The following is a 19,391-nucleotide window of genomic DNA, read 5'->3' as shown; positions in this document are numbered from 1 at the left end:
GTGCGTGGCTTGGAGCCGACTTGGGGGGTGGCGCAGTCCTCGCGCGCCGTGATGCCCGGCCCTCTGCGGGTCGGGATGGTCAGTCCGCTCGGGCCAGGATGGTCAGTCCGCTCGGGCCGGGAGGCGCAGGACGAAGCGGGCGCCGCGCTCGGAGTCCTCAATGGTGAGCGTGCCGCCGTGGGCGTGCGCGATCTCGCGGGCGATGGGCAGGCCGAGTCCGGTCCCGCCGGCGTCGCGGTTGCGCGCGGCATCCAGGCGGGTGAAGCGCTGGAAGACCGTCTCGCGCTGCCCGGGCTCGATGCCGGCGCCGTCGTCGAGCACCTCCAGTACGGCCTGGTGGTCCTGCCGTCGTACGGTGACGAGGATCTGGGACTCGGCGTGCCGCTCGGCGTTGTCCAGCAGGTTCGTCAGGAGGCGGGCCAGCTGCAGGCGGTCGCCCGTGACGGCCACGCCCGGCTGCAGCGTGGTGATGACGCTCTTGGAACGCGGCCTGCCGGTCTCGGCGGAGACCAGCTCGCACAGGTCGACCGGTTCCCGGGAGCTCGGCGCGCCCGCGTCCAGCTTGGTCAGCGTGAGCAGGTCGACGACGATGGCCTGGAGCCGGTCCAGGCTGGACAGCAGCGCCTCGCCCGTCGCCCGCCAGTCGGCGTCCTCGGGCGCGAGCAGCGCCTCCTCGACCTGGGTGCGCATCGCGGTGATCGGGCTGCGCAGGTCGTGCGAGGCGTCCCCGGCGAACCTGCGCTGCTGCTCCACCGCCTCCGCCTGCTTCCTCATCGCGGATTCCAGCCGCTCCAGCATCTGGTTGCCGGTCTCGGCGAGCGTCCTGATCTCGTCGTCCACGTTCTCCGACACGGGGAGCCGCATCCCGCCCCCACCGGCGGTGATCTCGGCCAGCCTCTTCGTGATGTCGTGGACGGGCACGAGCGTCCGGGCCACCACGCGCGACACCCCGAACCAGGTCAGGATGAGCAGCAGGGCGGCCACGCAGATCTGGAAGAGGATCACTTTCAGGCTGACGTACCAGGGCACGGCCGGGGCGAACGCGTAGATGACCCACGCGCCGTCCGGCTGGTAGGCGTGCATGGAGACCACCAGCTCGCACCCTGCGGAGAAGGCGCGCAGGTCGCAGAACTCGGCGACGTCGTTGGCCGTGTTCCGGTGGGGGATCGCCGTCGTCAGCCGGGGCAGGCCGGCCAGGTTGGGAGTCGAGGAGACCACGCGGCCCGCCGAGTCGATCACCTGGATGCCGTCGAGCCCGTCGGGGGACACCGTCGGGGGCAACTCGTTCCGCTTGACCATGAGAAGCACGCGCAAAGCCCGGCTGGCCACGTCGTACGCCCGGATGTCGGCGGCCTCGTTCCGGATCGCGTACAGCACGAACCCGCTGACGACGACGTTCAGCAGCAACATGGCCAAGCTGGCGAGCAGCGCCAACCGCATCCGCAGCGACCGGCCCAGCCGTCTGATCACTCCACACCCCGGTAGTCAGAAGACCACATGGAGTGCGTTCGCCCCTAATTAAGGGAGATTCCCCCGCAAATCCGATAAGAGGGGCACTTCGCCGGTGGGTGAGTGGCTACCGTAGGCGGCCGGGGGTGATCAACAAGTGCTGCGGAGGATGATCGCGAGCCTGTGCCTGGTGCTGCTCCTGGCCTCCTGCGGCTGGTCCCATCGGGTCTCGCCGGGCCGGTTCGAGGCACGTGCCCGGGAGGTGGTGGCGCGCTGGGACGGATCGGCCGGCGACCGCGCCTGGCGTTCGGGTTTCGTCCTGCTCGGAGGACTCCAGGATCGGGGTGGCTGGACAGACCCTCCCGCCTGGGCCGCCCTGAGCGCGCACAACGGAGTGTGGAAGCTCGCGGCCGAGTTACCCGCGGACCCCCTGCCCGAAGCGCGCCTGCGGTGGCCGGACGGCGCGGTCTCGGTAGTGCCGCTCGTCACGGCGGCCGACGCGTACGCGGAGCTCAGCAAGCCGGCCGACTTCATCGAGGAGGAGTGCCCGGCCAAGGGCTGCCGCCCGCTCCGGGTGACCGGGGTCGAGCCGGGCCGGACGACGCTGGAGACCAGCCGCGGCACGATCCGGGTGCCCGCCTGGCTGTTCAGCGTCAAGGGGGTCGAGTCGAAGTTCGTGTACGTGGCGGTCGCCCCCTCGGCCATCACCGCCCGTCCGCAGGCCGAGAAGGGGGAGTTCGAAGAGGTGCGCGGGTTCGACCTCATCGCGGGCAAGCCGCACGAACTGCTCCTGGAGTACGGCCACGGCTCCTGCGACCACGTTCACGGGGCACGGGCGTACGAGACCGGCAAGCTCGTGGTGGTGGACGTGGACGAGGAGGGCTCCAGCGGACCGTGCAACCTGATGCTCAAGATAGCCAGGATCACCGTCACGCTGGCGCGTCCGCTCGGCGACCGCCTCGTGCTCGACTCGGGCACGGGGCTGCCTGTCGTGCGCGGGGTGAGGCCACCTCGGAAATAGGCGCTGTACGGTCACGGATGGCACGGGCACAATGGCGCGATGGCAGCGCAGTACGACAACACCGACGCGTTCCAGGGCGCGAGCTTCACGATGGCCGACCTCTCCGCCACGACGTTCCGCAGCTGCGATCTGCGCCGGATCAAGATCGTCGACTCCTGGCTCATGGACGTCAACGTGTCCGGAGAAATACGTAATTTCCGCGTCAACGATGTGGACGTCACCGCCTACGTCGAGGCCGAGCTCGACCGGCGCCACCCCGAACGGGCGCGGCTGCGGGAGATGCGCACGGCCGACGACTTCCGCGCGACGTGGGAGACCATCGAGCGGCTCTGGTCCGAGACGCTCGCCCGCGCCGAACGGCTGCCCGAAGCGGCGCGCCACGAGCGGGTCGACGACGAATGGTCCCTCGTCGAGACGCTGCGCCACCTCGTCTTCGCCACCGACGCCTGGGCGGGCCGGGCGATCCTCGACGCGCCGGACCCGTTCCACCGGCTCGGCCTGACCCACTCCGGCTACCCGGCAGAGGACGCGGCGGCGCTCGGCATCGACCTCGATGCCCGGCCGGCGTACGCGGAGGTGGCGCAGGCGCGGGTCGGCCGGGTGGCGCTGGTGCGCGGCATCCTCGACGGCCTCACCGACGCCGGGCTCGAACGGGCCTGCACCCGCGCGCCCGCGCCCGGCTACCCGGCGGAGCCGCGTACGGTCGGCGGTTGCCTGCGGGTGGTGATGGAGGAGGAGTGCGAGCACCGCCGCTACACGCTGCGCGACCTCGCGACGCTCGAAGCCCGCTGACCGATCACCACGCTGACCGTCACCGCGGCATCCGGTGGTGCGTCATGTGGTGGTGGTGCGGAACGGGTCGCCGGCCGGTAGCCAGGTCGTGTCGGCGTCCAGGCCGAGCCCGCCGACGTCCCGGGTCAGCGCCTCGACGGCGGCCCGTACGGCCTTGCGGGTCTCGTCGCGCCGGGACACCAGGGCCCAGGTCCAGCACGGCGCCGGATCGACCACCGGGCGCTGGACGAGGTCCGGCGGCACCGGCGCGGTCTGCCCCTTCGGCGAGTTGACGACGGGGCGGCGCAGCCGCCGTACGTGGTCGAAGAAGGCCGGCCCGGTGATGCCGCCGTCGTCGATGCGCACGACGCGGGCACCGGTGTCGCGGGCGAACTCCTCGGCATAGCGGTTCCACGAGTCCCAGGTGGCGGTGTCGGCGTCCACCAGCACCGCCGTGTCCTTGGCCGGGACCGCGGACGTGCCGGTGCCCGTGGAGATCGCGAAGAGCCGGTCGGCGCCGATCAGCCGGGCCTCCAGCGCGTGGGCGGCCAGGTCGTCGGCCGGCACCCAGCAGATGGCCAGGTCGATGCTGCCGTCGGCGACCCGTCCCGCCTGGGTGTGTGACGGCATGACCCACGCGTCGACGTGCAGCTGGGCGACGCCGGACACGCGGGCGGTCAGGTCGGGCGGGCGCCAGCTGACGTAGCCGAGCCGGACCGGCTCGGTGGCGGCCATGCCGGCCGCGGAGCGGCGCAGCTCGTCGGCCTGGTCGAGCAGAGCCCTGACCTGGGGGAGCAGTGCCTGCCCCGAGGGGGTGAGCGCGACCGAACGGCGGTCCCGGTCGAGCAGGCGCACGCCCAGGTCCCGCTCCAGGGCCTTGATCTGCTGGGAGAGCGACGGGCCGGCGATGCGCAGCCGGACCGCGGCACGGCCGAAGTGCAGCTCCTCGGCCACCGCGACGAAATATCGCAGCTGGCGTAGCTCCATTGGCCCAGGGTAGTGCGCTGGGAGGCACAGCCTAACAACAGAGAGTGAACCGGTCGTGGCGGGATCGCGCCCGGCCGGCGCAAGCTTGAACCATGACCGCGCGGCGCCGGCCCGCCCCGTTCGCTGGCCGGCCGCGCTGATCGAGGCCCAGGACGTACGGCCTCAACCCGTGATGGCCTCAAGCCTCGATGAGAAGAGCAACCCATGAGCACGCACAAAGTCGCTGTGATCACCGGCGCGTCCCAGGGGATCGGCGCGGGGCTGGTGGCCGCCTACCGCAAGCTCGGCTACGCGGTCGTCGCGAACTCCCGATCGATCGCACCCTCCGACGACCCCCTGGTCCGGACCATCGCCGGTGACATCGCCGCCCCGTCCGTCGGCGGGCGCGTCATCGAGCAGGCGCTGGAGGCGTACGGCCGGGTCGACACGCTGATCAACAACGCCGGCGTCTTCGTGTCCAAGCCGTTCACCGACTACACCGACGAGGACTACGAGCTGGTGACGGGGGTCAACCTGCGCGGGTTCTTCGAGATCTCCCGGCGGGCCGTCGACGTCATGCTCTCCCAGGGCGGCGGGCACGTGGTCAACATCACGACCACCCTGGCCGAGTACGCCGACAGCCGCGTGCCGTCCGCGCTGGCGGCGCTGACCAAGGGCGGCCTCAACTCGGTCACCAGGTCGCTGGCCATCGAGTACGCCTCCCGCGGCATCCGGGTCAACGCGGTCGCGCCCGGCGTCATCCGTACGCCGATGCACCCGGCCGAGACCCACGACCTCCTCGCCGGCCTGCACCCCATGGGCCGGATGGGCGAAATAAGTGACATCGTCGACGCGATCGTCTATCTCGAGACGGCCCCGTTCGTCACCGGCGAGATCCTGCACGTCGACGGCGGCCAGAGCGCCGGCCACTGAGCCCTCCGCCACCTCCCGCGTACGACGGCCGAACGAAAGGCGAAGGTTGACCTCCGTACGAGAGCACGGCACGGACAGCGGCGAGGCGACCCGGGCGGATCGGCCCTGGCGGATCGTCGGGCAGGGCGCGGCGGCGCTCGCGGCGGGCATGGGCGTCGGCCGCTTCGCCTACACCCCGATCCTGCCGATGATGCACGCGCAGGCCGGGCTGTCCCCGCGGCTGGGGGCGGAGCTGGCCACCGCCAACTACGTCGGGTACCTCCTCGGCGCGGTCGCCGCGATCGTCGCCCCTCGGATCTTCGCCTCCCGGCGGGCGCTGCGCCCGTCGCTGGCGGTCCTGGTCGTCACCCTGGCCCTGATGCCGCTCACGCACGCCGGCGCGCTCTGGTCGTCGCTCCGGCTGGTCGCCGGGATCGCGAGCGCGCTGATCTTCGTCATCGCCGCCGACGCCGTGCTCACCGGTCTTCGCGGCCACGCGCAGCACCTCGTCGGCTGGGCCTTCGGCGGCATCGGCGCGGGGATCGCCCTGTCGGGCGTCGCCGTGCTGGTCCTGCGCACCACCGGCACCTGGCAGCAGGCCTGGTGGACGGCGGCGGCGCTGACCGCGGTGCTGGCGATCCCGGCCTGGGGCCTGCGCGCCGATCCGGCAGCACCCGAGGCATCGCCGCGCCCGCCGTCGGGTCCCCGGGCCGGGTCCGGGCTGCGCTGGTTCGGGGCGCTGCTGGCCGGCTACACCCTCGAAGGGACCGGTTACATCATCGCCGGCACGTTCCTGGTCGCCGCGATCGACCAGACCGCGCCGGGCCTGGCAGGCAGCGGCGCGTGGGTCCTGGTCGGGCTCGCCGCGCTGCCCTCAACGGCCCTGTGGGCATGGCTCGGCCACCTCTGGTCCCGCCCGGCGCTGGTCCTCGTCGCGCTCGTCGTGCAGGCCGCCGGCATCGCGCTGCCCGTCCTGGCCGGTGGGATCGTCCCCGCCCTGGTCTCGGCCGTCCTGTTCGGCGCCACGTTCCTGGGCGTGGCCACCCTCACCCTGGCCATCGGCGCCCACCTGCGGATCCCGCGCGCCGTCGCCATCCTCACCACCGGCTACAGCGTCGGGCAGATCCTCGGCCCCCTGGTCGTGACCCCGCTCCTGCGCCGGGGATACCACCCGGCGCTGCTCGTCGGCGCCGCCCTCGTCGCGCTGGCCGCCGCCACGACCGGCGTGCTGCGCCACCGCTTCCCCCATCACCTCGGCCCGCTGCCCCGCCGCGTCCGCGCCGTCCGTCAACCGGGAAGCCCGTGAGGGGACGTGGGTGAGCTTGTCGGGGTTGCTCACGGTGTAGACGTCCTGGATCCGGGAGCCGTCGGGCGTCATGTCCACGACCATGACCGCGTACGGGGCGTTCTCCACGAACAGCACCGCGCAGGGATCGCCGTTGACCTGGCGGTACTGGATGTCCAGCCCGTCGAGAGGCTGGGCGGCGCGGGAGATGAGCACGCGGGAGACGTTGTCGCGGCCGCGGATGGGGCGCGGGCCGCCGGCGTTCGACTTGCCGCCGCCGTCGGCCCACAGCGTCACGTCCGGCGCCAGGAGCTCCATCAGCCCTTCCAGGTCGCCGCCGAAGGCGGCGGCCACGAACCGCTCGGTCACCTGCCGCTGGAGGCGCGGGTTCACCTGGGAGCGGGGGCGGCGGGCCTGGACGTGCTCGCGGGCGCGGTGGGCGAGCTGCCGCACCGCGGCCGGGCTGCGGCCGATCATGGGGGCGATCTCGGTGTGGGCGTAGGCGAAGACCTCGTGCAGGATGAACACCGCCCGCTCCAGCGGCGTCAGCGTCTCCAGCACGACCAGCAGCGCGAGCGAGAGCGTGTCGGTCCGTACGGCGTGGTCGGCGGCGTCGGGGGAGGTGACGAGGGGTTCGGGCAGCCAGGGCCCGACGTAGGTCTCGCGGCGCCGGCGCTGGGCGCTCTGGTGGGCGAGCGCCTGGTTCACCGCGACGCGTACGAGGTAGGCGCGCGGATGGCCGATCTCGTCCGGATCCCTGGACGCCCACGCCAGCCAGGTCTCCTGCAGCACGTCCTCGGCGTCGGTGACGCTGCCCAGCATGTTGTAGACGATGGAGAACAGCAGTTCGCGATGGGCGGCGAACACCCGGGTGACATCGGACATCACGGATCCCCCTCTGCATGTGACTGCTGTTCTAGAGCCCCTGAGAGGGCTGTGGTGTGACATCCCAATCTTCCGGTACGCGCCCATTGAGACCTATTTGTGACGGATGACCAGAATCAGGCAATAGTTTGTCGTCCCTTCAGCCTCTCTCTGCACAACGTTCACTCGCGCGCTCCAACGTGTCCGCCCGAGAGCAAGCCGCTTTATGGGCTGCTTATGCACATAGGAGGGACTGCCAATGGCAGCACGAAAGTCACTGGGCGGTTTAGGGGGCCGGGCGCGTTTCGCCCTGGCCGCCTCGATCGCGACGCTGCTGGTGAGCAGCTTCGTCACGGCCGCGTACGCCGACCCGGGGACGCCCGCGGAACAGGACCGTGGCCGCCCCAGCCCCACGCCGACGACCACCGCCGTCCCGAGCCCCCCGACGCTCACCCCGGCCACCGGTTCGTACCTGGAGGGCACGGCGAAGGTCGCGGCGGTCCCGACCGCGGCCGGTGACAGCGTCACGAAGCTCGCCGTCGACGACACCGCGCTCAACGCCACCCGTACGGTGGGCGTCTCCAAGCTCCGCTTCGACGTGGGCTCGAACTCGACGGAGGCGCAGTACCACAGCTACGTGCTCGTCAACGGCGAGTACCGCAGCGAGATCGGCAACTTCGTCAACGAGCGCGCGAGCATCGACATCCCGAACGAGCGCCTCGTCAAGGGAGAGAACACCGTCGAGATCGTCGTCGGCGCGATCCCGTCCTCGTGCGGCACGAACTACGACGACTTCGTGCTGTCCGACGTGGGCCTCGAACTCCTCGGCGAGGTCGCGGACGGCGAGGACAACCCGTACACGCTCTCCTTCGGCGACGGCAGCTGCGGCACGAACACCACGCTGCTGAAGCGGGCCACGCTCAAGTTCTTCGTCCAGGGCGACCCGCAGGGCACCACGGGCCTGGCCGCGGACCTGGACACCGCGACGCTGTCCAACGGCGAGCACACCATCACCGCCACCACCGCGGCCGGCGTGACCGTCAAGAACACCGTGACCGTGAACAACGCCCCGGCCGGCGCGCCGCGCCTGCTGCCGACGGACGGCACGCTCGTGGCGGGCACCAAGCCGGTCTTCGCGAACGTCCCGGCGAACAGCGCGGGCGGCGTCAAGTCCCTCACCGTGGACGGCGAGAAGCCCGTCACCAAGCCCACGCTGGGCAACGGCGCCGCGATGCTCAGCTTCGACGTGGGCGCGGACGGGATCGAGGACAAGTACGACGACTTCCTCCTCGTCAACGGCAAGCGCATCGACCTGGGCGGCACCTGGGCGAGCCGGCGGGTGACCATCGCGGTCCCGGCCAAGTTCCTGGTGCCCGGCGACAACACGATCAAGGTCGTCACCGGCGACGCCAAGGAGACCTGCGGCAACAACCGCGACGACTTCACGATCACGAACCTCGAGCTCACCCTCGACGGCGCCACCGTGACCGGCCAGGACCTCAAGCCGTCGTACGAGATGGGCGACGGCACCTGCGGCAGCAGCCAGACCCTCCTGCGCGAGGCCGAGCTGCGCTACAAGATCGACGCTCCGGCGGTGCCGGTCATCGAGACGCTCGGCTCGGGCGAGGCGACCTTCAGCTTCAACGTGGGCAGCAACTCGATCGAGGCGCGCTATCAGAACTTCCTGCTCGTCAACGGCCAGAAGGTCGTGCTAGACGGCGACTTCGTGAGCAAGCGCGTCGACTTCACGATCCCGAACGAGTTCCTGGTGCCCGGCTGGAACACGATCGACTTCGTGGCCGGCACCTTCCCGACCTCGTGCGGCAACAACCGCGACGACTTCGCGATCTCGAACATCGCGCTCACCCCGGCGCAGGGCACGGCGACCGGACAGCTGCTGAAGACCTCGTACAGCCTGGGCGACGGCAACTGCGGCGACAACGTGAACCCGCTCACCGAGATCGACCTCGAGTTCCTGGTGGACGCCCCGGCCCGCGGCCTGCGCGCGGACCTCGACACCACCGCGATCAAGGACGGCAAGCACAAGCTCGCCGCGGAGTCGGCCACCGGCGAGGTCGCCACCCGCACCCTGATCACCGACAACTCGGCTCCGAAGGTGGCCAAGAGCGTGCCGGCCGAGGGTGAGAAGATCACCGCCTCGGTCGTGCTGGACGTCAAGCTGGAGGACGCCTCGGGCGTCGTGTCCGGGCCGGACGTCAAGCTCGACGGCCGGCCGATCGAGCTGGGCGCCCAGGTGGGCCCCGGGCTGCGCGCCGGCAAGCACACCCTGGCCGTGACCGGCGCCGACGGGCTCGGCAACGCCGCGACCCGCGAGGTCGTGTTCGAGTCCGCGGGCATCCCGGACGCGCCGGCCGAGCTGAGCCCGGCGCGGGGGGCCACCGACGTGTCGGACCCCGTCACGCTCTCGGCGAAGGTGGCCGAGCCCGACGGCGGCCAGGTGACGGCCACGTTCAACGAGGCGAAGATCCTCACCCCGGAGCAGGTGTACCAGGGGACGGCCCAGTCTCTCCCGACGACCCTGCGGGTGCCGGGCGAGAAGCGGGTCAGGACCGACGGGCTGGAGCCCGCCGACGGCAAGACGCTGGACGCGCCCTCCGGGCAGGACCTCGTCTACCAGCGCTACGACGTCGAGGTGCAGGGTCACGTGGACTCCCCGGTGCTGCGCTGGGAGGGCGCCATCGACCCCGAGCGCCTGGCGGGGCTGCGGGCGTGGAACACCAAGTCCAAGGCGTGGGACCTGCTGACGAGCGCCCGCGGCGCCGCCGAGGGCAGGACCGTGCTCTCGGCCGTCGTCGACGACGACTACATCGACAAGCGCCAGGTCCACGTCATGGTGACGGGTGAGGACCCGTTCGCCGACGACATCGACCCCGGCGACCCGAACGGCTTCGCCGACCCCTCCTCCTACGACTTCTCGATCGTCCACTTCACCGACACCCAGTACATCTCCGAGGGCGCGGTGGAGCAGGAGACTCCCGAGGAGCGCGCGGTGTGGGAGTCCGCCTACGCCGGCATCGTCAACTGGATCAAGGACAACAAGGACCAGCGCAAGATCTCGTACGTCGCGCACACCGGCGACATCATCGAGAACAACATCCGCAAGCCCGCCGACGAGGCCACGCAGCAGCAGGTCGTCGGCGAGATGGAGGTGTCCTCGAAGCAGCAGAAGGTGCTGGACGACGCGGGCATCCCGAACGGCGTGATCGCCGGCAACCACGACAACCAGTCCGGCACCGAGAACGGGCCGGAGGCGATCTACAACAAGTACTACGGCCCCGGCCGGTACCAGGGCGCGTCGCAGGGCTGGCAGCACGCCGAGTACGGCGGCCCGTGGAGGGAAGGCGACAACCAGAACCACTACGACCTGTTCTCCGCGGGCGGGCTCGACTTCGTCGTGGTCGGCCTGTCGTACGGCGTGACGAGGGAGGAGGCCGAGTGGGCCGACTCCGTCTTCAAGAAGTTCCCCAACCGCAACGGCATCCTGCTCTCGCACGACTACCTCGTGCCGAGCACCAACCCGGACGGCCGCGGCGCCGGCTTCGCTGCTCCCGACGGCTCGATGCTGTACAAGACGGTGGTCGAGAAGAACCCCAACGTCTTCCTCATCCTCGCCGGCCACGAGCACGGCGTGGGCACCAACGTGAAGCCGAAGGTGGGCCAGGTCGGCAACGGCGTCGTCGAACTCCTGGCGGACTACCAGTTCTACACGGTGTCGGCCGACCGGCTCGGGCTGACCGCGATCGGCGGCTACAACCCGCAGGACCAGCTCCAGTTCGGCGCGAGCTTCTTCCGGATGTTGCAGTTCAACGTCAAGCGGGCGGAGCTGAGCGTGGACACCTACTCCCCGCTGCTCAACGAGTTCGGCGCCAACGAGTACGACCCGCTGCGCCGCTACAACGGGCTCGAGGACAACATGGTGCTGCCGGTCGACCTCACCTCCCGCACGACGACCTTCCAGACCGACTCGCTGGCGATCTACAAGCCGACGAAGGTCATCGGTAAGAGCACGGTCACGTCGGGCCAGGTCGCCTCGGTGACCTGGCAGCGCCTCAAGGACGACACGGCCTACGCCTGGTTCGTCACCGCGCGCTCCGCCGGCGGCGGCGTGACCGCCTCCGAGCCGAGCGTCTTCGTCACCAAGGACGAGCACGGCCGCCCCGGCACGTGGGGACCGGACTCGCCCATGTACCACTGGTTCAACCGCTAACTCGATCCCCGCCGCCCCCGGACCCCGGTCCGGGGGCGGCCCTTCATCCCCTACATGGAGAGACGAGACATGCGCCGCATGCGCTGGCTGCCCGCCGTCGTCCTCGCCCTGGTCCTCGGCGGCGTGCTGGCCGACCTGGCGCGTCCCGCCCCGGCGGCGGCGCACGACGCGACCACGACCGCCCACGCCGAGGTGACCGGCTCGGGCCTGGACGTCAAGGCCGTGCTCGACCTCGAGTACGACCTCCTCATGAAGTCGGCCTGGCTCTACGCCGAGGCCTACGACGCGAAGGAGCGGACCGAGCAGCTCCGCCAGCTCAAGATCAACCGCGCTGCCGTGACCGACTATGTCACGCGCCGCTTCGCCGTGGCGTACGCCGGCAAGCCCTGCACGCCTGCCCAGGTCGGCGAGGCGGATGTACGCGTCCGCGGCAAGGCGGCCTTCGCCGTGCTCACCTACTCCTACGCCTGCCAGGGCGAGAGCGGGGGGACGCACGAGATCTCCAGCGCGCTGTTCCCCGACGCCGAGAGCTTCGTCCACAGCACGAAGACGATGGTCCGCTACGAGCTCGACGGCGAGACCGGCTCCGCCGTCCTGGAGGCCACGGCGCCGACGGTGAAGGTCGGCGAACACCGGGCGTCGAGCCAGATCGGGGAGTTCTTCGTGCTCGGCGCCGAGCACCTGCTCCTCGGCCTCGACCACATCTTCTTCCTGCTGGCCCTGGTCATCGGGGCCCGCCGCCTGCGCGACGTCGTCGTCACCGCCTCCGCCTTCACCGTCGCGCACAGCATCACGTTCCTGCTGGCGGCGATGGGGGTCGTGGACGTTCCCGGAGCGATCGTCGAGCCGGTCATCGCGGTGTCGATCATCGTCGTGGCGGTCGCCAACCTCCTGGGCCGCGACGAGGACAAGCTGGGCAGATGGCGGCTGCCGATCGTCTTCGCCTTCGGACTGATCCACGGGCTCGGCTTCGCGGGCGCGCTGGACATCAAGGAGAGCGGGTCCTGGGGGCTGCTCCTGTCGCTCCTGAGCTTCAACCTCGGCATCGAGGTGACGCAGCTCGTGCTCATCGCCGTGCTCTTCCCGCTGCTGGCGCTGCTGCGCCGCACGGCCGCGGCCCGCTGGGCGGTGGCCGCGATCACGGTCCCCATCGTGGCGGTCAGCCTGTACTGGTTCTTCGACCGCATCCCCCTGCCGCTATAGATGAACGCGGCATGCACGTTTTGTTAGGAAACGCGTCATTTGCACCCTCTACCGTGCCGGGCATGAAACGCATCTCCCTGGCGGTAGGCGCCGCCGCGCTGGCCGCGAGCATCGCCGCGACCGGCCCCGCGTCCTCCGCCACCGCTGCCGCCACGCCGGACGGCGCGGCCCGGGCCACGCTGACCGGGTTCGCCTCGCTCCCCGCGCAGACCTTCGTGCCCGGCAGCGAGCCGTCCGGCTCCCAGATCGGCACGGCTCCGATCAACGGGGTGACCCCGCCCTTCTCCGGCCAGCCGGTCCAGGGGTTCAGCGGCATCGTCCGGCGCGGTGACGGCACGTTCGACGTCCTGTCCGACAACGGGTACGGCAACAAGGCCAACAGCGCCGACTTCCTCCTGCGCGTCCACCGCGTCAAGCCGGACTTCCGCGCGGGCACCGTGGACGTGCTCGGCGGGTTCAACCTGTCCGACCCGCAGGGCCGGGTGTCCTGGCCGCTGACCAGGGCCGACCGCAAGCTCACCGGCGCCGACTTCGACGTGGAGTCGATCGTGCGGGCCGATGACGGCACCTACTGGATCGGCGACGAGTTCGGCCCGTTCCTGCTGCACTTCTCCGCGCGGGGCACGCTGCTGGAGGCCCCGATCGAGCTGCCGGGCGTCAAGGCGCCCGAGAACCCGACGCTGAACGGCGCGGCCCCCAACCTGGCCGGCAGCAAGGGCTTCGAGGGCATGGCCCGCTCGGCGGACGGGCGGTGGCTGTATCCGCTGCTGGAGGGCACGGTCAACGGCGATCCGGCGGGCACGCTGCGGATGAACGAGTTCGACGTGCGCAAGCGCGCCTACACCGGCAAGCGGTGGACGTACAAGCTGGACAGCCCCGCCAACGCGATCGGCGACGCCATCGCGGTGGACCGGCACCGCTTCCTGATCATCGAGCGGGACAACAACCAGGGCGACGCGGCCGCGCTCAAGCGCGTCTACCTGGCCGACACCCGCGACCGCGACCACGACGGCGCCATGGACAAGACCCTGGCCGCCGACCTGCTGGACCTGGCCAACCCCAAGGGGCTCGGCGGGTTCGGCGAGACCTTCCGCTTCCCGTTCCAGACCATCGAGGACGTCGTCATCCTGGACGACCGTACGCTCGGGATCCTCAACGACAACAACTTCCCGTTCTCGTCGGGACGCACGCCCGGCCGGCCGGACAACAACGAGTTCATCACCGTCCGCCTGCCCTGGCGCCTGCACACCCGCTGACGGGCGGGGTCTTCCCGGCGGCCCGCCGGGAAGACCCTCAGGCCGAGGTCACGTGGTCAGGCCGGCGGGCGAGCCAGGTGGCCGGATGCCGGCGGACCTGGTCGATGGAGGTCAGCGCGGCGCCGATGACGGCGGCGTCCGGGCCCAGTAGAGCGGGCCGGAGCGTGATGGGCGCCCAGGCGGCGGTCAGGACGCGCCGGTCGATCTCGGCCCTGGCGTTCGCGGTGAGCCAGGACGCCAGCAGGGAGAAGCTGCCGCCCAGCAGCACGGTGTCGATGTCGAGGATGTTGAGCATGTCGGCCACCGCGATGCCCAGCGCGGTGCCGGCCGCGTCGAGGGCGGCGACGGTGGCGGGGTGACCCGCCTCGGCCCGGCCGGTGGCGGCGGCGTCGGGGGTGGTGCCGGCCGGCGCGGGCTCGTCGCCGAGGACGGCGGACAGGCTGGCGTACGTCTGCAGGCAGCCGCGCGAGCCGCACGGGCAGGCGTTGCCGTCGGGGTAGACCGTCACGTGGCCGAGCTCGCCGCTCCAGCCCCGGGCGCCGCGCATGAGCTGCCCGTCCAGGACGATGCCGGCGCCGATGCCGAGCCCGCCGGAGACGTACACGAAGCTGTCGAGGGTGTTGTCGCTGGCGTAGAGCTCGCCGAGGGCGGCCAGGTTGGCCTCGTTGTCCACGGTGATCGGCAGGTCGAGGGGATGGAGGGCGTCGCGCAGCAACGCCTGGGCGTCGACGTCGCGCCAGCCGAGCTCGGGCGCGGACTGCACGATGCCCGCCTGCACCGGGCCGGGGACGGCGAGGGTGGCGGTCAGGACGGTGAGGTCTTCGGCGGCGGTGGCGTCGACGGCGGCCCTGGCCATGTGCGCGAGCTGCGCGAGCACGTCGGGAGCGCTCCAGCCGGAGTAGGTCGCGGGGGTGAAGGCCAGATGGCGGACGGTGCCGGTGAGGTCGACCACGCAGGCCGCCAGGCCGTCCGCGCGGATGTCGAGCCCGAGCCCGGCCGGCCCCTTCTCGGACAGCGTCAGGCCGACGCGGGGCCGGCCCGCGCGTCCGTTGTGCGACAGGCCGGCCTCGGTGATGAGCTTGCCGGCCAGGAGCTCCTCGGCGATGCGGGTGATGGTGGGGCGGGTCAGCCCGGTGACCGAGGCGAGCTCGGTGCGGGAGATGGGGCCGTCGGCGGCGAGGATGTGGCGGAAGACCAGCTCCAGGTTGAGGGCGCGCAGGTTCTCCTGCCGTACGGGTTCTTCGGACTGGCGGGGCCTGCTCGGCCGGACGCGCGCGGTCATGCGGCCGACCGGGCGGAGCCGGCGAGCTCGGCGGCCGTGGCGGCGGTGACGACCCCGTCGATCACCACGGCGACGACGTGCCGGTCGACGCTCTCGCCGGGCGCCAGCACGAGCGGTTCGTCCCAGGCCGGTGACGAGCAGACCCCGAGGTAGTCGCGGGCGCGGACGAACCACCTGTCGCGCGCCCCGGTCTCGCCGGCGTGGGTGAAGAGCGTCGTCCAGGGGCGGCCCTCGGGGTCGCGGCCGGCGACGGCGACCCAGTCGGCGGCCTGTCCGTGGACGCGCTGGACGTCGGCGCCGTCCGGGCTGAGCACCTGCGCGGCGCCGGCGAAGGCGGGGCCGCGCCAGAAGATGCCGCCGTAGCCGGCGCCGAGCCGGCCCAGCGCCGCCGGGGTGCGCCACGGCAGCGGCCGGTCGGTGGCGTTGGTGAGCCGGGTGCGCACGCTCAGGGACCAGGCGGTCTCGTCCACCGGCCGGCAGGTGATCGAGCGCTGCTCCCGCAGCAGCGTCGCCTGGCGCGGGTCGGCCCATTCGAGGGTGTGGTGCAGCTCGGTGCTGGTGCGGCGCAGCCAGCGCTGGTGGCGCTGGGTGCCGTGGTTGTCCAGCCAGGCCGGGCCGTGGCCGGCGACGAAGGTGCGCCCGCCCCAGAAGTTGCACCCGTCGAGGTCGGGGGCGGCCACGCTGATGCCGAACTGGTGGGGGTGCGAGTCGGGCGCCGCGTCGGTGACGGTGACACCGGCGAGCGTGCGCACGGGATGCAGGTAGGGGCGCGGGGACGCCGACAGAGGCAGGTCGGGCTCCCAGACGTACTCGGCGACATCGTGCCCGCGCAGCCGCAGCACGGCGACTCCGCGCGGCCGGTCGGTGCGCGCTGGGGGTACGCCGGGAGCGTGCATGGTCGTATCGCCGCCTCTCTGGGCCTCGACGAGGCCGAGGGTCTTTCCCCAGGGTTGAGCGTACGACACTTCCCGGTTTCCCCACTTTCGAGATCGGCAAGTGTGCGGGGCGGGCCTCGGGGGTGTCACGTGGGGCGGGGCGCGGCGGCCACGGCGCCCGTCATCGTGGTGGCGAGCATGGAGACGCTCGCCAGCAGAGACGTGAGATAATGCTCTTATCGGAGCCCTCTCGGCCTCGGGCACAGCCCGGGCGAGAGGGTTTTTTCATGCCCGCATTCAGGACGGGCGCCTTCCCCCTAGCCCCATCAAGGAGCTCCCCCATGGACCTCGGTCTGACCTGCCCGCGTTTCCTCTGGTCCGGTGGCGACGCCGCGATCGCCGGCAAGTTCGCCGCCGTCGCCCGCGGCGCCGACCAGGCGGGGCTGCGCAGCCTCTGGGTGATGGACCACTTCTTCCAGATCCCCAACTTCGGCGCCGTGGAGGACCCGATGCTGGAGGCGTACGGCGCGCTGTCGTACGCCGCCGCCCTCACCAGCCGGGTGAGCCTGGGCACGCTCGTGACCGGCGCCGTCTACCGCGCGCCCGGCCTGCTGATCAAGCAGGTCAGCACCCTGGACGCGCTCTCCGGCGGCCGGGCCGTCCTCGGCATCGGGGCCGGCTGGTACGAGCCCGAGGCCCGCGGTCTCGGGCTGCCCTTCCCGCCGCTGGCCGAACGGTTCGAGCGGCTGGAGGAGACCCTCCAGATCGCCCGGCAGATGTGGAGCGACCAGGACGGGCCGTACCGGGGCCGGCACTACAGCCTGGAACGTACGCTCAACGCGCCGCAGGCCGACCCGGCCGTCCTCATCGGCGGCAGCGGGGAGAAGAAGACCCTCCGCCTCGTCGCCCAGTACGCCGACGCCTGCAACTTCCTGTACGGCGCCGACGTCCGCCACAAGCTCGGCGTGCTGCGCGCCCACTGCGAACGCCTGGGCCGGCCCTACGAGGACATCGAGAAGACCCTCCACATGCGCATCCCCGACGGCGAAAGCGTCGAACAGAGCGTCCGGCGCTGCGCCGAACTCGCCGCCCTGGGCATCGACCACGTCATCGTCGCCGTGCCCGACCCCGCCGCCGAGGCGTGGCTGACCCACCTGGCCGAGCTCGCCGCGCGGATCTCCACCATGACTCCGTCCGGCCGTGACGGGAGCCAGACGATGGGAGCAGAACGCCACGTTTGACACCAAAACCTGACTCGCCTCCCTCGCGGATTGCGATAACTTGTGTACGCAATGATCACGAATGGAGGCCGTGGCATGCCGGAGCAAGGCGGTGGCGGAGCTATGGGGATCGACGTCACCAGGCCAAGCGTCGCCCGTATGTACGACTACTACCTCGGAGGCAAGGACAACTTCGAGGTCGACCGGGACGCCGTACGGCGGGTCGAGAAGGCGATGCCCGAGATCCGCCAGCTGGCCCAGGAGAACCGGGCGTTCCTGCGCCGCGCGGTGCGGTACATGGCCCGGCAGGGGATCCGGCAGTTCATCGACATCGGCTCCGGCCTGCCCACCGTGGGCAACACGCACGAGATCGCCCAGCAGATCATCCCGGACGCCCGGGTGGTGTACGTCGACAACGACCCGGTCGTGCTGCAACACGGCCGCGCGCTCCTGGCGACCGACCACAACACCACCGTGGCCGCCGCCGACATGCGCCGCCCGGCCGACGTGCTCGGGCACCCGGAGACCGTCAAGCTCATCGACTTCAACGAGCCGGTCGGCGTCCTGATGATCGCCATGGTGCACTTCCTCACCCTGGAAGAGCGCGCCTCGGTCATGGGCCAGCTGCGCCATGCCCTGGTCTCCGGCAGCCACCTGACGGCCACCCACGTCACCGTCGACGGCCACCCGGAGGACGCGGTCGCCCAGATCGAGACGGTGTACGCGGCGACGCCGACGCCGATCTACTTCCGCGGGCACGCCGACGTGGCGGGTTTCTTCGATGGGTTCGACCTGGTGGATCCCGGCCTGGTCACCATCGACACCTGGCACCCCGACCCGGCCGACCCGGCTCCCGCCGCCACGCGGTGGCTGTACGGGGGAGTCGGCCGCAAGCCGTGAGCCGCCTCATCGAGGCTCCGCGCCCCTGGCGACCAGGCGTCTGCCGAGGCGCTGGGCCGGAGCCTCGATGAGCCGGTAGGTCATGGCGCTGAGCGGGATCAGGGCCAGGAAGTACAGCACCGGGTTCGGGATCACGTGCAGCAGGATCGGGTGCAGCAGGTAGACGGAGAAGCTGATCACGCCGAGTTGCGCCAGCCAGCGCGGGAACGCCCGCCGGCGCAGCGCGAACGCCAGCCCGAAGGCCCCGTACGCGAGCGCGATCGCGGGCGCCCAGCTGGGTTCGTCCTTGGCGAAGAGCCCGCAGCCCAGCACCACCGCCACCGCGACGGCCGCCGCGCGCCAGGGGACGGCACCCTGCTCGGCCCGGTACACCGCCGTCCCCGCGAACATCGTCGCCAGGATGATCAGGCCCTGCCAGGTGCCGGCCCGGCTGCCCAGGACCACCAGCCCGAGCCCGAGGAGACCGCCCGCGACAGCGGCGGCCGTGCGTACCCTGCCGTGCCCGAGGGCCGTCACCACGACGGCCGCCACGACCGCGACGGGGAGCAGCACGGCGGCCACGTCGTCCCGGGCGCCGATCATCGTCTGCGGCACCATCAGGCCCAGGCCCACCGCTGCCAGCGCCAGGACGACGGCGATCTCCGCCGACCTGCCGGCCTGCCGCACCTGGAACAGCGCCACGCAGATCAGGTAGAACGCCAGCTCGTACGAGAGCGTCCACGTCACGCTGATGACGGCCGGCAGGTTGAGCAGCTCCTGCAGCATGGTGAGGTTGCCGAGCGCGACCACGGGGAGGGGGCGCTCGGCGAGCCGGGGGTCGAGGGGGAGCACGCCCGCCAGGGCGAGGAGCAGCACCAGGCAGCAGGCGCCGGCCAGCAGGGGGAGGAGGCGGAAGGCCCGCCCGGTCCAGAAGGCGCGCACGTCGCCGCGCCGCTCCAGGGAGGCGGGGATGATGTACCCGCTGACCAGGAAGAACACGAACACGCCCCAGCTACCGAGGTCGATCCGCCGGTCCACCTCCGCCCAGAGGTCCGGGACGAAGGTCCAGCCGGCGTGGTGCATGGCGACGGCCAGCGCGGCCGGCCCCCGCAGGGCGTCCAGCCAGGCCAGCCGGGCAGGGGCCCTGAACATCTGCCGGATTCTAGGCCATTCGCGCCGG

Annotated in this window: 14 protein-coding genes and 1 pseudogene; 9 read left to right on the top strand and 6 right to left on the bottom strand. The window is 71.6% G+C overall.

Translation table 11 applies throughout. The features are described 5' to 3' along the window. Positions 1-102: 102 nt before the first annotated feature. Positions 103-1,470 (bottom strand): sensor histidine kinase, encoded by a 1,368-nt coding sequence (locus tag H4W80_RS23195; protein ID WP_318787014.1) that lies wholly within the window; start codon positions 1,468-1,470, stop codon positions 103-105. Between the two features lie 148 nt (positions 1,471-1,618). Here H4W80_RS23195 and H4W80_RS23190 point away from each other — a divergent pair, with 148 nt between their 5' ends. Both H4W80_RS23190 and H4W80_RS23185 read left to right on the top strand, forming a co-directional pair. After that, the gene (locus tag H4W80_RS23190; RefSeq protein WP_192787016.1) at positions 1,619-2,470 is read left to right on the top strand and encodes a hypothetical protein; all 852 of its coding nucleotides are present in this window, start codon (positions 1,619-1,621) and stop codon (positions 2,468-2,470) included. Positions 2,471-2,509: 39 nt separating this feature from the next. After that, positions 2,510-3,262 carry a DinB family protein gene (locus H4W80_RS23185; protein ID WP_225963613.1) on the top strand — a complete coding sequence of 251 codons (753 nt, stop codon included), beginning with the start codon at positions 2,510-2,512 and terminating at the stop codon, positions 3,260-3,262. Between the two features lie 42 nt (positions 3,263-3,304). Here the strand turns inward: H4W80_RS23185 and H4W80_RS63725 are convergent, their stop codons facing one another. Then, positions 3,305-4,228, bottom strand: coding sequence for a LysR family transcriptional regulator (locus H4W80_RS63725; RefSeq protein ID WP_192787015.1), 924 nt, complete (start codon positions 4,226-4,228; stop codon positions 3,305-3,307). Between the two features lie 204 nt (positions 4,229-4,432). Here H4W80_RS63725 and H4W80_RS23175 point away from each other — a divergent pair, with 204 nt between their 5' ends. Further along, on the top strand, positions 4,433-5,140 hold the full coding sequence (locus H4W80_RS23175; RefSeq protein ID WP_192787014.1) for an SDR family NAD(P)-dependent oxidoreductase: 708 nt from the start codon (positions 4,433-4,435) through the stop codon (positions 5,138-5,140). Positions 5,141-5,186: 46 nt separating this feature from the next. Further along, positions 5,187-6,425, top strand: coding sequence for a YbfB/YjiJ family MFS transporter (locus tag H4W80_RS23170; RefSeq protein ID WP_225963612.1), 1,239 nt, complete (start codon positions 5,187-5,189; stop codon positions 6,423-6,425). Between the two features lie 12 nt (positions 6,426-6,437). On the opposite strand, the pseudogene H4W80_RS23165 reads toward H4W80_RS23170, so the two are convergent. Beyond that, positions 6,438-7,289: pseudogene (locus tag H4W80_RS23165) on the bottom strand (RNA polymerase sigma-70 factor); the annotation flags it as partial. Between the two features lie 238 nt (positions 7,290-7,527). On the opposite strand from H4W80_RS23165, the gene H4W80_RS23160 reads away from it, so the two are divergent. The 3 genes from H4W80_RS23160 to H4W80_RS23150 all read left to right on the top strand — a co-directional run bounded on the left by H4W80_RS23160 (position 7,528) and on the right by H4W80_RS23150 (position 13,955). Further along, complete coding sequence (locus H4W80_RS23160) at positions 7,528-11,496, top strand: metallophosphoesterase (protein WP_192787013.1); 3,969 nt, start codon at positions 7,528-7,530, stop codon at positions 11,494-11,496. Positions 11,497-11,550: 54 nt separating this feature from the next. Next, complete coding sequence (locus H4W80_RS23155; protein ID WP_192787012.1) at positions 11,551-12,699, top strand: HupE/UreJ family protein; 1,149 nt, start codon at positions 11,551-11,553, stop codon at positions 12,697-12,699. A gap of 62 nt (positions 12,700-12,761) precedes the next feature. Further along, positions 12,762-13,955 carry an esterase-like activity of phytase family protein gene (locus H4W80_RS23150; RefSeq protein WP_192787011.1) on the top strand — a complete coding sequence of 398 codons (1,194 nt, stop codon included), beginning with the start codon at positions 12,762-12,764 and terminating at the stop codon, positions 13,953-13,955. 37 nt (positions 13,956-13,992) lie between these two features. On the opposite strand, the gene H4W80_RS23145 is transcribed toward H4W80_RS23150, so the two are convergent. Both H4W80_RS23145 and H4W80_RS23140 read right to left on the bottom strand, forming a co-directional pair. Then, positions 13,993-15,237, bottom strand: coding sequence for an ROK family transcriptional regulator (locus H4W80_RS23145; protein WP_192787010.1), 1,245 nt, complete (start codon positions 15,235-15,237; stop codon positions 13,993-13,995). After that, entirely contained in the window at positions 15,234-16,133 is a 900-nt protein-coding gene (locus H4W80_RS23140) for a DUF6807 domain-containing protein (RefSeq protein WP_192787009.1), read from the bottom strand. The genes H4W80_RS23145 and H4W80_RS23140 overlap by 4 nt, the downstream gene beginning before the upstream one ends. Positions 16,134-16,453: 320 nt before the next feature. On the opposite strand from H4W80_RS23140, the gene H4W80_RS23135 reads away from it, so the two are divergent. Next, on the top strand, positions 16,454-17,353 hold the full coding sequence (locus H4W80_RS23135; protein WP_192787008.1) for an LLM class F420-dependent oxidoreductase: 900 nt from the start codon (positions 16,454-16,456) through the stop codon (positions 17,351-17,353). Between the two features lie 75 nt (positions 17,354-17,428). Next, positions 17,429-18,232: an SAM-dependent methyltransferase gene (locus H4W80_RS23130; RefSeq protein ID WP_225963611.1), complete on the top strand. Its 804-nt coding sequence runs from the start codon at positions 17,429-17,431 to the stop codon at positions 18,230-18,232. 6 nt (positions 18,233-18,238) lie between these two features. Here H4W80_RS23130 and H4W80_RS23125 read toward each other — a convergent pair whose 3' ends face one another. Beyond that, positions 18,239-19,363, bottom strand: coding sequence for an acyltransferase family protein (locus H4W80_RS23125; RefSeq protein ID WP_192787007.1), 1,125 nt, complete (start codon positions 19,361-19,363; stop codon positions 18,239-18,241). Positions 19,364-19,391: the final 28 nt, after the last annotated feature.

The sequence above is a fragment of the Nonomuraea angiospora genome (genome assembly GCF_014873145.1).
GTDB lineage: Bacteria > Actinomycetota > Actinomycetes > Streptosporangiales > Streptosporangiaceae > Nonomuraea > Nonomuraea angiospora.
This window is presented reverse-complemented; position numbering and strand designations above follow the sequence as displayed.